A 14,070-nucleotide genomic window follows, 5' to 3' on the forward strand; every position below is an offset into this window, starting at 1 on the left:
ATTACTCCAACGAGCTCGATAGGGACCGGCGCACCGTTTCAATCGATTCATCGCGGCGCTTGGCCAAATCCTCGACTTGATCGGCCGCCACTTTACCCACGTTGAAATACTGCGCATTGGGGTGTGCCAAATAAAATCCGCTCACACTGGACGCAGGGTCCATTGCAAAGGACTCGGTTAGGGTCATACCAATGTCTTCAGCGCCAACGATGCGCAACATATCGCGCTTGACCTCATGGGCCGGGCAGGCTGGATAACCGGGCGCTGGTCGAATCCCGCGATATTGCTCATCGATCATGGCCTCATTCGTCAAAGCCTCGTCGCTCGCATAACCCCACAAATCAGTACGCACGCGGTGATGCATGAGTTCAGCAAATGCTTCCGCTAAACGATCTGCTAAGGCCTTGAGCATAATGGCGTTGTAGTCGTCGTTTTTTGCCTGAAATTCAGCGACTTTCTTTTCAACGCCGTGTCCGGTAGTGACGGCAAAACAGCCGACGTAATCTGCCACTCCAGAATCCCGGGGAGCAACGTAGTCTGCAAGGCAGCGATTGGGGCGCTTTACTCCGTCGACAACTGGCCGCTCTGACTGCTGGCGTAGGTTATGCCAGACAAATAGGGGATGCTCACGCGTTTCATCGCTATACAAAACAATGTCATCGCCAAGGGCGTTAGCAGGATAAAACGCAACTACGCCATCCGCCTGAAGCCACTGTCCTTTGACGATTTTCTCCAATAGGGCCTGAGCATCAGCGAATACTTTTTTCGCCTCAACGCCAACTACCTCATCCTCGAGGATGGCTGGGAACTTGCCCGCCAAATCCCAGGTTTGAAAAAACGGGGTCCAGTCAATGAACTTGGCAATTTCACTGAGGGCAAAGTTTTTGAAGATGCGGCGGCCAATGAATTTCGGCTTCTCGGGTGTATAGCTGCTCCAATCGATTTTCTCTCGATTTTGGCGTGCCGCTTCCAGCGAAATCGTTGGCACTACTTTGCGATTAGCATGCTGTACGCGTATGCGCTCATAGTCATCGCGCAAATCTTGAATAAATTTGCTGGCGCTTTCATCCGATAGCAAGCTGGATGCAACTGAGACGGAACGGGATGCATCAGGAACATACACCACCGGACCGTCATAATGCGGCGCAATCTTAACTGCAGTATGAACACGGGACGTAGTCGCCCCACCAATCATCAAAGGCAATTGCTGGTCACGGAAATAGGGATCGCGCTGCATTTCTTGGGCAACGTAGGTCATCTCTTCGAGCGACGGGGTAATTAAGCCAGATAGCCCGACAATATCGGCCTTCTCTTCTTTAGCTACCTTCAGAATCTCCGCGCAAGGCACCATCACGCCCATATTGACTACTTCAAAGTTATTGCATTGGAGAACAACGGTCACAATGTTTTTGCCAATGTCGTGCACGTCGCCTTTAACGGTTGCCATCACAATCTTACCCTTGGCTTTGGCTTCGCCTCCTGCGGCAACGTGCAAGCGTTTTTCTTCTTCAATATAGGGAATGAGGTGCGCTACTGCCTGCTTCATTACGCGCGCACTTTTTACGACCTGCGGCAAAAACATTTTGCCTTCACCAAACAAATCGCCGACCACGTTCATGCCATCCATGAGGGGGCCCTCAATCACTTCAATCGGACGGCCACCGGAACCCATGATGTCCGCGCGCAACTCTTCGGTGTCGTCCAAAATAAAGTTGGTAATGCCGTGCACCAAGGCGTGCGTTAAGCGATCCCGCACCGGCGCTTCACGCCATACGAGATTCTCGACTTGCTTGATGCCATCGCCTTTAAATTGATCTGCGATTGCCAATAAACGCTCGGTTGGAGTTTGGCCATCCTTTTCTCTAAAGCGATTAAGCACGATGTCTTCCACCCGCTCACGCAACTCTGGGTCTAAATCCGCATAGACCCCAAGCTGGCCAGCGTTGACGATGCCCATGTCCATGCCGGCCTGAATCGCGTGATACAAAAAGACCGTATGAATGGCTTCACGTACACGGTCGTTGCCGCGGAATGAGAAGCTCACATTGGAAACGCCGCCACTGACTTTCGCGCCCGGTAGATTTTCTTTAATCCAACGCGTTGCATTAATAAAATCGACCGCGTAGTTATCGTGCTCTTCAATCCCGGTTGCAATTGCAAAAATATTGGGGTCAAAAATAATGTCTTCTGGAGGGAATCCAATTTCCTCAACCAAGATTTGATACGAGCGCTGGCAAATTTCTGTTTTACGTTGATACGTATCAGCCTGCCCTTTTTCATCAAACGCCATGACTACCGTGGCAGCCCCATAACGACGAATCAGCTTGGCTTGATGGCGAAATGCATCTTCACCTTCTTTTAAAGAAATCGAATTGACGATGGGCTTGCCTTGGACGCACTTCAATCCCGCTTCGATGATGCTCCACTTGGAGGAGTCGATCATGATGGGCACGCGAGCAATATCCGGCTCAGACGCAATCAGATTCAGAAAGCGCACCATGGCTGCCTCCGAATCGAGCATGGCCTCATCCATATTGATATCAATAATCTGCGCGCCACTTTCAACCTGCTGCCGTGCTACGGCCAAGGCTTCATCAAATTGATTATTCAAAATCATGCGCGAGAAGGCTTTTGATCCCGTCACATTGGTGCGCTCACCAATATTGACGAAGCCAACCACTGGACTGACGTTGTACGACTCGAGGCCAGACAAACGCATTGGGGCAATCACGCGCTTGCTCATTCGGCCACCTCTGCTTGGGGCTCACGGTAAAAGACCCTGGGCCTCCGCTTCGCAACTGCATTGGCAATCGCACGGATGTGATCTGGAGTGGTTCCGCAGCAGCCACCCACCAAATTGACTAAGCCGTCTTTAGCAAAGCCGTCGACCAGCGCAGAAGTAATTTCTGGCGTCTCATCAAAGCCGGTATCGCTCATGGGGTTTGGCAGACCTGCATTGGGATAACACGAGACCGCGGTATTGCAGATGCGGGCCAGCTCAGCAATGTAGGGGCGCATTAAAGCTGCTCCGAGCGCGCAATTTAAACCAAATGTGAGTGGCTTGATGTGGCGCAAGCTATTCCAAAACGCTTCGACGGTTTGCCCAGACAAAATGCGTCCCGATGCATCGGTCACTGTTCCAGAAACCATGACCGGTAACTTCACACCAGTGTCCTCAAAAAATTCATCGAGGGCAAACATCGCTGCTTTGGCATTTAGGGTATCAAAAATGGTTTCGACTAAAAAAAGATCGACGCCACCGGCATACAAGCCTTCAATTTGCTCGCGGTAGGTATCGCGCAAGGCATCAAAGCTAATGTTGCGCGCGCCTGGATCGTTGACGTCTGGCGAGATGCTGGCAGTCTTTGGCGTAGGCCCAATTGCGCCAGCCACAAAACGGGGCTTTTCAGATGTGCTGAATTTGGCACAAGCATCATGCGCTAAACGTGCAGCCGCCTCATTCATCTCGCGCGCCAAACCTGGCATTTTGTAGTCCTCTTGCGCCACCGAAGTCGCACCAAAGGTATTGGTTTCTATGATGTCCGCGCCGGCATCCAAATAGTCCTCATGGATTTTTTGGATGATGTGGGGCTGCGTCAACACTAAAAGCTCATTGTTCCCCTTTAGATCGCCGGGATGATCGGCAAAGCGGGTATTGCCTGGCAGACCACGGTAATCGGCTTCGCTTAACTTGTATTGCTGAATCATGGTTCCCATGGCGCCGTCCAAGATCAGGATGCGGTCGTTTAGCAGCGCTGGTAATTCGCCGCCCCGGGTAAATACCAAATTGGAACCGTTTGATTGCATTGTTTAAATAGAGGGGTTAATCTTAATAAGCCACTATTCTAATGACTTTATCGGCATCAAGCCGACTTGGAGGCCGTATGTTTGGAACCATTCCTGAATTCAATCAAAGCATGGAAATGCTCAAGACCATGTGGGGTCAAGGGGTTGCTGCTGGACAAAATGCCGGGCAATTTCCGTTTGCAGCCGACCCATCAAAAGGCCCTGCTGGATTTGCTGGCTTTCCAGGGGTGGATATTGATGAACTTGAAAAGCGGATTAAGGACTTAAAAAGCGTTGAAAACTGGCTCTCAATGAACCACAACATCCTCAAAACGACGATTCAGGGTCTCGAGGTACAGCATGCAACCCTCTTGGCACTAAAGTCCTTTGGAGAGGCCATGACGCCCAAGTCCGACGAAAGCACTGACTCTAGTAAAAAAAGTAGTGCCGCTAAACCGCGCAAAACATCCACACCCCGTCGGAAGAAAGCTCGCGGCGCAACTTTCCTTGACGCCACAGGTGATTGAGGTGCGCAATCGCCTCGCCCATTGCAAAACTCATTTGGTGGGTATCTAGACTACGCTTAAATAGCACTGGAACAATATCGCGGGCGTGGTGCGGAACGCTGCATGCACCCAAGGTATCAGCCAGGCGGTCGACATGGTGATCTTGTAGCTGCTTAATGCGGTAGTGCAAGCCCTTAAAGGGCTTGCCATGCGAAGGCAGTACTACGGTATCTTTTGGCAGCGCTGTGTACTTCAATAATGAATCCAAATACAGACCGAGCGGATCAGCATCCGGCTCAGCATCGTAGACGCTCACATTGGTCGAGATGCGCGGCAGCACCATGTCCCCTGAAATGAAACAGCCTAATGCCGCACAGTAAAGACTGGCATGTTCGGGCGCATGGCCATAGCCCATGATGACCTGCCATTGATGCCCGCCCATCTCAATCTGCTCGCCCTGCATGATGCGGCGGTAGCGCTTTGGCATACCAGGCACCATGCGCCTGTAGTAGTCTGCTCGGCCACGAAGCTTCTCTAAATCCTCGCTGCTGGAAAGGCCATGCCGTTGAAAATGATCTGCAGCACCGCCGCTTCCAGGAGTAGCGCCAATGGCAGCCCCACCTTGATCATGACTGAGCCACTGTGCAGTGAGGTAATCGGACATCGACATCCACAAAGGCACTTGCCAGCGCTCACAAAGCCATTGCGCTAGGCCAACGTGATCGGGGTGCATGTGGGTCACAATCACCCGTAACACCGGCAACCCATCCAACTGGGTTCGCTCAATTTCTTCCCAAATAGCGCGGGTCTCGTCATTCGCAATACCGCAGTCAATAATGGTCCAGCCCTCCCTGCCATTGAAGTCATCCCGAATTAACCAGAGATTGATATGATCCAAAGCGAAGGGAAGGGGCATTCTGATCCAGCGCACTCCCGGCAGAAGTTCCAATAAAACGGCCTTCTCAGGCAACTGATCGCCCCAGGGGTATTGAATTGAATTAAGATCAGTTGCGTTAGTAGTGGGTGGCGTTTTCATCGCTTACTTGGTTTTATAAAAGGATAGTTCCGTGGCTAAATCGCCTTGCGTCAATTGGTGTGAAATGCATCCGCAAACCGGTTATTGCCTGGGTTGCTTTCGCACGCTGGATGAAATCGCACGCTGGTCCTCTTTATCCGACGACGAACAATGTGCGATTAATCTTCAGCTCCCGCTACGTAAAACATCGCAAGGCAATGATCCATCGTCAAGCCTATTGGCTTAACGATTCACGTCCACAATCACCCGACCACGCACATTGCCTTTCATTAAGGCGTCGGCATACTGAATTGCTTCTCCCAAACTAATTTCATGGGAAATGGCATCCAATGTTTTGAGATCCACCAAGGCGCTTAGCTGTTCATACGCCGCAATGCGCTTGGCTTTGGGCACGGTCACGCTATTGATGCCATATAGGGTAACGCCACGCAAGATGAAGGGTGCTACGGTGCCTGGAAAATCCATGCCTTGCGCAAGGCCACAGGCGGCTACTGCGCCTTCGCTCTTCGTTGCTGCGCAAGCATTGACTAAAGTATGACTACCCACGCTATCCACCACGGCAGCCCAGCGCTCGCGCGCCAATGGTTTACCTGGCTCCGATAAGCTACTCCGATCAATGACTTCAGCTGCGCCCAAAGACCGAAGATACTCAGCCTCTTGGGGACGTCCGCTACTGGCAACTACTGTAAAACCGAGCTTACTCAGCAGGGCAATTGCAAAACTACCAACACCGCCAGCAGCGCCAGTAACCAGCACTTCACCATCGGCTGGCTTGACGCCATGCTTTTGCAATGCCATGACACACAGCATGGCGGTATATCCAGCGGTTCCAATCGCTAAGGCCTGTTTGGCAGTAAAGCCCTTTGGCAGTGGAATCAGCCAATCCGCCTTAACCCTTGCCTGCTGGGCTAAACCACCCCAGTGGCCCTCGCCTACACCCCAACCATTGAGCAAAACGGCATCGCCCACCTTAAACTCAGGCGATGTGCTTTCCAGCACTTCCCCTGCAAAATCAATCCCAGGAACCATTGGAAAGCTTCTAACCACAGGGCCTTTGCCTGTGATTGCCAACCCATCTTTGTAATTGAGGGTGGAATACTGCACTCGAACACGCACATCTCCCGCTGGGAGCGCTGATTCCTCAAGCTGGTCCAGTTCCGCACGGTAGCCTTTGTCGTCTTTATTTATAACAATTGCCTTAAACATCGTTTTCCTTTCAATACAGAGCCATACCGCTAATTTTCACCCGCTGACCGTAAACCGTTTATCCTAACAAGCATTACGAATTATGGAGTGTTCCATGAAAAAAATTCTACTCTCTCTTGGGCTGGTTACCTTAGTTGTGACCGGCTGCTCTTCCACTGACATCAAAATGTCGATGGGAAATATGCGCCTAATCCAGTCTTCTGCGGCGCCACAAGATGTGATGAATTTTGCTATGAAGGCCTGTCAGTCTGACTTTTACATGGGTGCTAGCTTCATCTCAAAAGCATCAAACGAATATCGCTTCAAGTGCGTTCGTGCAGAAGAAAATGAAATATTGACACCCATTCCAGGCACCAGCATTACGCCAGCCAAATAAGTTTAAAGATAAAGCCCTTCATGAGTTCAGCTTCACCCACCGAATTACGCAAGGCATTTTCGAGTTTCGCTACGGGCGTAACGGTCATCACCGGCATCGGCAACAATAGTCAAGCGGTTGGGGTAACGATTAGCTCATTCAATACAGTTTCCTTGGATCCGCCCCTCGTGCTTTGGAGTCTGTCTGAGCGTTCCGTATTCATGGATGCCTTTACGGTTGGAAAAAAACAGTTGATTCATGTTTTAGAGCGATCACAAGAAGACATTGCCATGCGTTTTGCCAAAAGCACTGGCGATCAATTTGCGGGGGCCGATCTGGTCACCACCCCCTCTGGCCTTGCAATGCTGCCGGATTGTGTCGCCTACTTTGAATGCGAAACCATTGCCGTTCATCCGGGCGGCGATCACCGCATTATTGTTGCGCGCATCGTGAACATGCAACACCATGAAGCGCGTGATCCACTGGTATTTTCACGCAGTCAATTTATGGGCCTCCGCTTACCTGAGCGCGCCCCAATCGAGTAAAGGATTTTTTATGATGCGTCTTTGGGGTAGAACCACTTCAATCAATGTCCAAAAAATTCTATGGTGCCTGCATGAGCTTGGGCTTAAAGAAGGCACAGACTATGAACGCATCGATGCTGGTCTGCAATTTGGTGTAGTCAACACCCCTGAATTCTTAGCATTAAACCCCAATGGTTTAGTGCCAACACTGCAAGATGAGTCCTTCGTACTGTGGGAGTCCAATGCCATCCTGCGCTACCTCGCTCGCAAGTATGACCAGAACGGACGCTACCCGGCCGACATCAATAGCCAGGCCTCCGCTGATAAGTGGATGGATTGGCAGCTCACTACTTTCTGGCCTACCATGCGCTCAGCATTTTTAGGTCTAACGCGAACCCCTGAAAATGAACGCAACTACGATTTGATTCGCAAAGACTATGAAACGGCCAGCGGCCATCTGAAGATCCTTAATCAAGCCCTGGAATCGCATTTGTATTGTGCTGGCAATCGCTTTAGCCTGGCTGATATTGCCTTGGGGCTCTGCGTTAATCGCTGGATCATGCTAGCTGAGAAGTTTCCTGAGCGAGTGGGTCAGCGCATCTCCTATCCAGGTATTGAAGCGTGGATGAAGCGCTTAGAAAGCGAAACCGCTTACCTCACTGTAGCGTAAGTAGGTAAGGGCGGTATGCCCTTACGCCTGCTTAAACTTCTTGGCTTGGTGATCGGCGCCAATAAAAAGATACATCGCCGGCACCACAAACAGGGTAAATAGAGTACCAATCGAGAGGCCGGTAAAGATCACGATGCCCATGGATTGACGGCCTGCAGCACCAGCGCCAGACGCAATCACTAATGGGATCACGCCCAACACCATCGCTGCCGTAGTCATGAGAATGGGGCGCAAACGAACACTACTGGCTTCGACAATGGCATCGAGCTTACTGCGCCCTGCTGCCTGCAACTCGTTAGCGAACTCCACAATCAAAATGCCGTGCTTACTAATAAGCCCCATCAGCGTCACAAGGCCAACCTGGGTATAAACGTTGAGCGTGGTAAAGCCGAGATTAATAAATATCAGCGCGCCAAACAAAGCCAGCGGCACCGAAACCAAAATCACAATCGGATCACGGAAACTTTCAAACTGAGCGGCTAACACTAAGAAGACAATCAAAATCGCAAAGAACATGGTGACCAGGAAACCGCCCGACTCATTCATAAACTGCCGTGATGGCCCGGCGTAATCAATGGAGTAGCCATTGGGTGCCACTTCTTTCAATGACTGCCCAATAAACTTGAGCACCTCTTCCTGGGATACAAATGGCGTACTGACACCAATAATCGTCGCAGAGTTCAGCTGCTGAAAGTGATTAATGGACTGCGGAACGACGCGCTGCTTAATGCTGGCAATGGTACGCGCCTGAATCATCTCACCGCTGGGTGTACGAATGTAGTAATCCAATATTTGATCTGGATTGAGTCGATCGACTTGCTTCACCTGCGGAATCACCCGATACGATCTACCGGAAACCGAAAAGTAATTAACAAAGCCCCCGCCAAGGGCAGCTGAGAGTGCATTACCCACGTCACGCTGGGTCATGCCTAATGCGGCGACTTTTTCGCGGTCAATCTCTAAGACGTTTTGTGGTTTATCAATTTTTAAATCGCTATCCACAAAGAAAAACATGCCGCTCTTACGCGCTTTGTCGAGTACAGCCTGAGATACCTCATTGAGGTTCTCGTATGACTCGGTGGTATTAATAACCACCTGTACTGGCAAACCTTGGGCGCCCGGCAAAGCGGGAAATTGGAACGCAGCAACCCGCACGCCGGCAATGCTATTCCACTTATTCTGCATGTCTTGCTGAAAAGCGGAAGCGCTACGGCTACGCTCATTCCAATCCTTCATCAATACGCCACCAAAACTGCTGGTCGCACTAGTAATCTGGAACATCTGTAAATACTCCGGCTCCGCTGCCGCAATCTTTTGAATCTGATCGGCATAGGTTTGCATTTGATTGACCGTGGCATTAGGCGGCCCAGAAGCCTGCATCAGCACAATGCCTTGATCTTCAATCGGTGCCAGCTCCGAATGGGCTGTTGCATACAGATAGGCAACACCGCCCAATAAAAATACGCCCATCACAATAATGACCTGCCAGGTACTCAAGAGGTCGCGTAGGAGGGTTTGATAGCGATGATGTACGCGATCAAAAATTGCATCGATCTTTTTCACAAAGGGGGTGGTCTCTTGCCCTTCGGTAAAAATGCGGGAACACATCATAGGGGACAGTGTTAATGCCACCACACCAGAAACCGCTACCGCACTGGCTAAGGTAAACGCAAACTCGGTGAATAGTGCCCCGGTAAGGCCGCCCTGAAAGCCAATGGGGATATAAACAGCAATGAGCACTACCGTCATTGCCAGAATCGGATTGCCGAGTTCCCGCGCTGCAATCAACGATGCCTCGAGCGGTGATTTACCTTCTTTCATGTGGCGGTCGACGTTCTCCACCACGATGATGGCGTCATCTACGACCAAGCCGATCGCCAAAACCAAGGCAAGCAGGGTGAGCAAATTGATGGAATAACCCAAAACCTGCATTAAGAAGAAGGTGCCGATGAGCGACAGTGGCATCGCAATGACAGGCACTGCAACTGCGCGGAAGCTTCCCAAGAACAAGAAGATAACGACGGTCACAATGAGGAGCGCCTCAAGTAAGGTGGCTACCACCTCGTCAATGGAGGTAGTAATGAATTTAGTGGAGTCATAGACAATGTTGCCAACTAAGCCAGTGGGTAATTGCCTCTGAATATCGGGCAAGACTGCGCGCACCCGTTCTGCAACATCAAGCAAATTTGCATCTGGGGCTACTTTGATACCAATAAAAACCGACTGCTTACCGCTAAATGCCACGTTGGTATTGTAGTCATCCGATCCCAGACTCACTGTTGCTACTTGATCTAAGTAAACAATGTCCGCGCCATTGCGCTTGACTACCAATTTACGGAATTCATCCAGGGTGTGTAGATCGGTACCCGCCACTAAATCCACGGCTACCATTTCACCCTTTGTGCTGCCAACGGCAGAGAGATAATTATTGGCGGCGAGTGCGTTATAGACATCATCCGCCCCCACTCCTACACCAGCCATGCGATCGCGATCCAGCCAAGCTCGCAGCGCAAACTTGCGACCGCCTAAGATCTCGGCATTTTGAACACCAGCGACCGAGTCAAGCTTTGGCTTTACTACGCGCAACAGGTAATCGGTTGTGCTGTTGTTGGGAATAACGTCACTGTAAAAACCTAGATACATTGCAGCAGTGGATTGACCAACCTGAACGGTTAGAACAGGTTGCTGGGCCTGCGGTGGCAATTGATTACGAACGGAGCTGATTTGCGTATTGATTTGCGTCAGCGCTTTATTGGCATCGTAATTCAGCTGCAAGGTTGCAATAATGGTGGAGATGCCGCTAATGCTGGTCGACGAGAGGTAATCAATTCCTTGGGCTTGCGCAATCGCCGCCTCTAATGGCTGGGTAATGAAGCCAGCAATCGTTTCAGGGTCCGCACCAAAATACGCCGTAGTGATGGTCACAATGGCGTTTTGAGTTTGTGGGTACTGATTGACCGGTAAGGTACTGGCGGACTTGAGGCCAAACACCAGAATGAGCGCACTTACAACCAGCGCCAAGACGGGTCTGCGAATAAATAGATCAGTCCACTTCATAAATTAGTCAATTCGCTCGATTTATTGTTCTTGTGGCTTTGGGTTGGGATTAAAGCCGGGCTGGACTTTATTATTAATAATCAATGGCGTGCCATTTTTTAATTTAAGTTGTCCGCTAGTGACCACCATCACGCCTGGCTCAAGGCCTTTGACAATTGCGACTTGATCACCACGGGTGAGGCCTGTTGTGACAAACACTTGCTCAGCCTCAATCAGCGGCTTACCTTGCTTATCCATGCGATCGGTTTTACGAGCGATAAATACCGTACTGCCGTAGGGATTGTAGGTAATCGCCGTTTGGGGCAGGGTTAGGTATTTAACGCGATCACCCAAGTTGATGGTGACGTTGGCAAACATCCCTGGCAATACTTTTTTATCGGGATTGCTTACCATTGCTTCAATTTGCATATTGCGCGTATTGAGCTCAACCTTTGGGCTTACTGCTGTAATCTTGCCTTTGAAGCCGGCATCTTTAAATGCGTCGGTCTTCATTTCAATCTCTTGTCCTACTTGAATCATGCCCGCAGTACTCTGTGGCAAGGTGAAATCCACAAAAATCGGATCCAAGGTTTGCAAAGTCAACATCTTATCGCCTGCATTGACGTATTGACCTGGGTTAATCGCAATGATGCCGACGCGGCCACTAAACGGTGCATGCATACTCTTTTTTGCAACCAGCGCAGCCTGCTGCTCAACCTGAGCCGCTTTTGATTTAGCATCCGCCGCACTGGTATCAAAAACGTTTTTACTAATGGCCTGAATCGCGAGCTGCTGTTTATCGCGCTCATTAATCACCTTAGCCAAATCAGCCATTGCTTTAAAGGAGTTGAGTTGAGCAATATCCGCTGCATCATTGAGCTGAATTAACAAATCGCCTTTCTTCACATCCATTCCGGATTTAACGAATACATTTAAAACTGCACCGCCAGTCTCGGCACTTAAATCAACCCCACGAAACGCGCGAATATTACCGACACTACTTAAGGTCGGCTGCCATTCATCTTCCTCTGCCACCATTGTCGATACCGTTGCAGGCGGCAAGCCCATGCTAGAGATAAAGTAGGTGATTAATGCAGTTTTAAGAGTGTTGAAACCAACCAACAGTCCAAGCAAGATGAAAACCGAAATCATCATAACGGTCATGCGGCGACGCAACGGCGTCATCGCCATGAGCTTGGCATAGGCTTTTGTGTTCTTGAATCGTGCACGCAGACGGAGCGTATTGCCAATGCGACTAAATACCTGACTTATTGCATTCCATGCTTTGCTGACGTATTCCATTAGTTTCCACTCATGTACTTTGGACTTCAGTGTTTGAATTAATTCCTGCAATGATTTCATTGCGCATTCCTTGCAACATTTGATTGATATGCTGGACCATCTCGGTTCCACCAGCCTCCGCCCAGAGCGGCGAACAGTGCTGCCGTATCTGCAAAGCGTACTGCCTGCGCCTGTACAAACTTGACCTTGGCTTGCTGATATAGATTTTGGTAATAGAGCACGGCTAAGTAACTACTGGTTCCTAGCTTGTATTGTTCTTGTACTAAATCTAAGGTTTCTTTAGAGAAGCGCTCGGCATCGGCAGCGGCCTTTAATGACTGAGCGCCAGTCTCTAGCGCACGCAAAGCATCGGCCACCTCTTGGAAGGCAGTGAGAACGGTTGCTTGGTACTGAAATACCGCCTGTTCGTAACCCGCAATCGCACCACGCCGCTGGGCTAGCAGTTGTCCGCCCTGAAACAAGGGCTGAAAGACGCCGCCAGCAACACTCCAAATTGCCGCCGAGGGTCCGAATAAAGCACCGGAGGAGAGCGCTACTGAACCGACGCTGGCACTCAGATTAATTTGTGGCAACAGATTGGCAGTAGCTACGCCCACCAAGGCATTGGTTGACTTTAGTAAGGCCTCGGCTGCGCGAATATCTGGGCGCTGCCGCACTAAGTTCGATGGCAGAGATAGCGGGAGCTTATCGGGTAAATGTAAATTGGCTAACTCGAATTCAGCGATCTGTGCATTGCTAGGAAATGCGCCGGTATAGACGGCAAGCTGATTGCGTGCAAAAGCAAGATTACGCTCGTAAGCCAATAAATCGACCTGAGAGTTCGCCACTAAGGTTTGCTGCGATGTCAGGTCTACCCGCGATACAGTGCCGATGGCAAGCTGACGCTCCGTTACATCTGCAAAATTCTGTTGGGCTTTTAGAATCTCCGATGTGGCCGCGTATTGGGCACGCAGTGCCGCTTCACGAACCGCCGCAGTTACGATATTTGCCGTTAAAGCAAGGTATGCACCCTCTAACTGAAATTGACTAATCTCTGCTTGTGCGCGGGCGCTCTCCACGGCTCGTCTCGCAGCGCCAAATACATCTACACGATATCCTAAATTAATCGAGGTGTTGTATACGTTATAAATATTCTGCCCGGGTAGGCCAAACATCGCATTGGATTGCTGTTGACGCGTTGCGCTTCCACCCAATCCAATGCTTGGAAAATACTGGCCACCAATTTGCGCATTCACATTTTCTTGTGCCACACGCAACGCTGCATCCGCAGCAGCCAAATTGGGATTTTGTGCCAAGGCTGTTTTGATTAACTTATCAAGCTCAGGTGATTTAAACAAGGTCCACCACTCCGCCGGAATATCCGTATCTGGAATGATCTGCTGCTCTGTGCCCCCAGCCACATTGGGCGCAGTCGCTAATGTCGTGGCAGTCGGCTTTTCAGTAAAGCGAGCTACTTTTGGGGCATCCGGCTGCTTGAAGTCGGGGCCTGCTGCACATGCGACTAGGCTAGCCGCCAAGAGGACAACTACAGCACGCTGAGCTAAGTGCACGCGTCTTTGAATACAGGGTGATGGGCTAAGTATTGATTCGCTCATGGCAACCCTTATTTGAACACAGATAAGAGGCTTTATTCGGTGCTCTAGGTCTCG

At 50.4% G+C, this 14,070-nt stretch carries 12 protein-coding genes; 5 read left to right on the top strand and 7 right to left on the bottom strand.

Annotated features, from left to right (window positions below):
• Position 1: 1 nt before the first annotated feature.
• Together metH and AOC34_RS09675 are read right to left on the bottom strand one after the other, a co-directional pair.
• A complete protein-coding gene (gene metH / locus AOC34_RS09670; protein WP_108469858.1) occupies positions 2-2,743 on the bottom strand; it encodes a methionine synthase in 2,742 nt (913 codons plus the stop codon).
• Positions 2,740-3,807 carry a homocysteine S-methyltransferase family protein gene (locus AOC34_RS09675; RefSeq protein ID WP_108469859.1) on the bottom strand — a complete coding sequence of 356 codons (1,068 nt, stop codon included), beginning with the start codon at positions 3,805-3,807 and terminating at the stop codon, positions 2,740-2,742. The genes metH and AOC34_RS09675 overlap by 4 nt, the downstream gene beginning before the upstream one ends.
• Positions 3,808-3,884: 77 nt before the next feature.
• Between AOC34_RS09675 and AOC34_RS09680 the strand changes: the two genes are divergently transcribed.
• The gene (locus AOC34_RS09680) at positions 3,885-4,313 is read left to right on the top strand and encodes a PhaM family polyhydroxyalkanoate granule multifunctional regulatory protein (RefSeq protein ID WP_108469860.1); all 429 of its coding nucleotides are present in this window, start codon (positions 3,885-3,887) and stop codon (positions 4,311-4,313) included.
• Here AOC34_RS09680 and AOC34_RS09685 read toward each other — a convergent pair.
• Positions 4,237-5,328, bottom strand: a complete 1,092-nt coding sequence (locus AOC34_RS09685; protein ID WP_108469861.1) for an MBL fold metallo-hydrolase — start codon at positions 5,326-5,328, stop codon at positions 4,237-4,239. The two genes, AOC34_RS09680 and AOC34_RS09685, sit on opposite strands and share 77 nt — an antisense overlap.
• A gap of 31 nt (positions 5,329-5,359) precedes the next feature.
• Between AOC34_RS09685 and AOC34_RS09690 the strand changes: the two genes are divergently transcribed.
• On the top strand, positions 5,360-5,554 hold the full coding sequence (locus AOC34_RS09690) for a DUF1289 domain-containing protein (RefSeq protein WP_234408101.1): 195 nt from the start codon (positions 5,360-5,362) through the stop codon (positions 5,552-5,554).
• On the opposite strand, the gene acuI is transcribed toward AOC34_RS09690, so the two are convergent.
• On the bottom strand, positions 5,551-6,534 hold the full coding sequence (acuI, locus tag AOC34_RS09695) for an acrylyl-CoA reductase (NADPH) (RefSeq protein WP_108469863.1): 984 nt from the start codon (positions 6,532-6,534) through the stop codon (positions 5,551-5,553). The two genes, AOC34_RS09690 and acuI, sit on opposite strands and share 4 nt — an antisense overlap.
• Before the next feature lie 94 nt (positions 6,535-6,628).
• On the opposite strand from acuI, the gene AOC34_RS09700 reads away from it, so the two are divergent.
• From AOC34_RS09700 to AOC34_RS09710, 3 genes are read left to right on the top strand one after another with little or no spacing between them, the layout of a single operon-like run.
• Positions 6,629-6,910 carry a hypothetical protein gene (locus AOC34_RS09700; RefSeq protein ID WP_108469864.1) on the top strand — a complete coding sequence of 94 codons (282 nt, stop codon included), beginning with the start codon at positions 6,629-6,631 and terminating at the stop codon, positions 6,908-6,910.
• A 20-nt stretch (positions 6,911-6,930) separates the two neighbouring features.
• Positions 6,931-7,434: a flavin reductase family protein gene (locus AOC34_RS09705; RefSeq protein WP_108469865.1), complete on the top strand. Its 504-nt coding sequence runs from the start codon at positions 6,931-6,933 to the stop codon at positions 7,432-7,434.
• 10 nt (positions 7,435-7,444) lie between these two features.
• Positions 7,445-8,083, top strand: coding sequence for a glutathione S-transferase family protein (locus AOC34_RS09710; RefSeq protein WP_108469866.1), 639 nt, complete (start codon positions 7,445-7,447; stop codon positions 8,081-8,083).
• Between the two features lie 21 nt (positions 8,084-8,104).
• Here AOC34_RS09710 and AOC34_RS09715 read toward each other — a convergent pair whose 3' ends face one another.
• The 3 genes from AOC34_RS09715 to AOC34_RS09725 form a co-directional block, all read right to left on the bottom strand.
• Positions 8,105-11,140 carry an efflux RND transporter permease subunit gene (locus tag AOC34_RS09715; RefSeq protein ID WP_108469867.1) on the bottom strand — a complete coding sequence of 1,012 codons (3,036 nt, stop codon included), beginning with the start codon at positions 11,138-11,140 and terminating at the stop codon, positions 8,105-8,107.
• A 21-nt stretch (positions 11,141-11,161) separates the two neighbouring features.
• Complete coding sequence (locus AOC34_RS09720) at positions 11,162-12,304, bottom strand: efflux RND transporter periplasmic adaptor subunit (RefSeq protein WP_108470161.1); 1,143 nt, start codon at positions 12,302-12,304, stop codon at positions 11,162-11,164.
• Between the two features lie 173 nt (positions 12,305-12,477).
• Entirely contained in the window at positions 12,478-14,016 is a 1,539-nt protein-coding gene (locus AOC34_RS09725; protein WP_108469868.1) for an efflux transporter outer membrane subunit, read from the bottom strand.
• Positions 14,017-14,070 lie beyond the last annotated feature (54 nt).

Source organism: Polynucleobacter difficilis, assembly GCF_003065365.1.
In the GTDB taxonomy this organism is placed as follows: Bacteria; Pseudomonadota; Gammaproteobacteria; order Burkholderiales; family Burkholderiaceae; genus Polynucleobacter; species Polynucleobacter difficilis.

Coding starts and splice junctions, on each gene's coding strand:
- AOC34_RS09720 (WP_108470161.1), bottom strand. CDS start 12,304: ATGACGCCGTTGCGTCGCCGCATGACCGTTATGATGATTTCGGTTTTC.
- AOC34_RS09710 (WP_108469866.1), top strand. CDS start 7,445: ATGATGCGTCTTTGGGGTAGAACCACTTCAATCAATGTCCAAAAAATT.
- AOC34_RS09705 (WP_108469865.1), top strand. CDS start 6,931: ATGAGTTCAGCTTCACCCACCGAATTACGCAAGGCATTTTCGAGTTTC.
- metH (WP_108469858.1), bottom strand. CDS start 2,743: ATGAGCAAGCGCGTGATTGCCCCAATGCGTTTGTCTGGCCTCGAGTCG.
- AOC34_RS09725 (WP_108469868.1), bottom strand. CDS start 14,016: ATGAGCGAATCAATACTTAGCCCATCACCCTGTATTCAAAGACGCGTG.
- AOC34_RS09715 (WP_108469867.1), bottom strand. CDS start 11,140: ATGAAGTGGACTGATCTATTTATTCGCAGACCCGTCTTGGCGCTGGTT.
- AOC34_RS09685 (WP_108469861.1), bottom strand. CDS start 5,328: ATGAAAACGCCACCCACTACTAACGCAACTGATCTTAATTCAATTCAA.
- acuI (WP_108469863.1), bottom strand. CDS start 6,534: ATGTTTAAGGCAATTGTTATAAATAAAGACGACAAAGGCTACCGTGCG.
- AOC34_RS09700 (WP_108469864.1), top strand. CDS start 6,629: ATGAAAAAAATTCTACTCTCTCTTGGGCTGGTTACCTTAGTTGTGACC.
- AOC34_RS09675 (WP_108469859.1), bottom strand. CDS start 3,807: ATGCAATCAAACGGTTCCAATTTGGTATTTACCCGGGGCGGCGAATTA.
- AOC34_RS09680 (WP_108469860.1), top strand. CDS start 3,885: ATGTTTGGAACCATTCCTGAATTCAATCAAAGCATGGAAATGCTCAAG.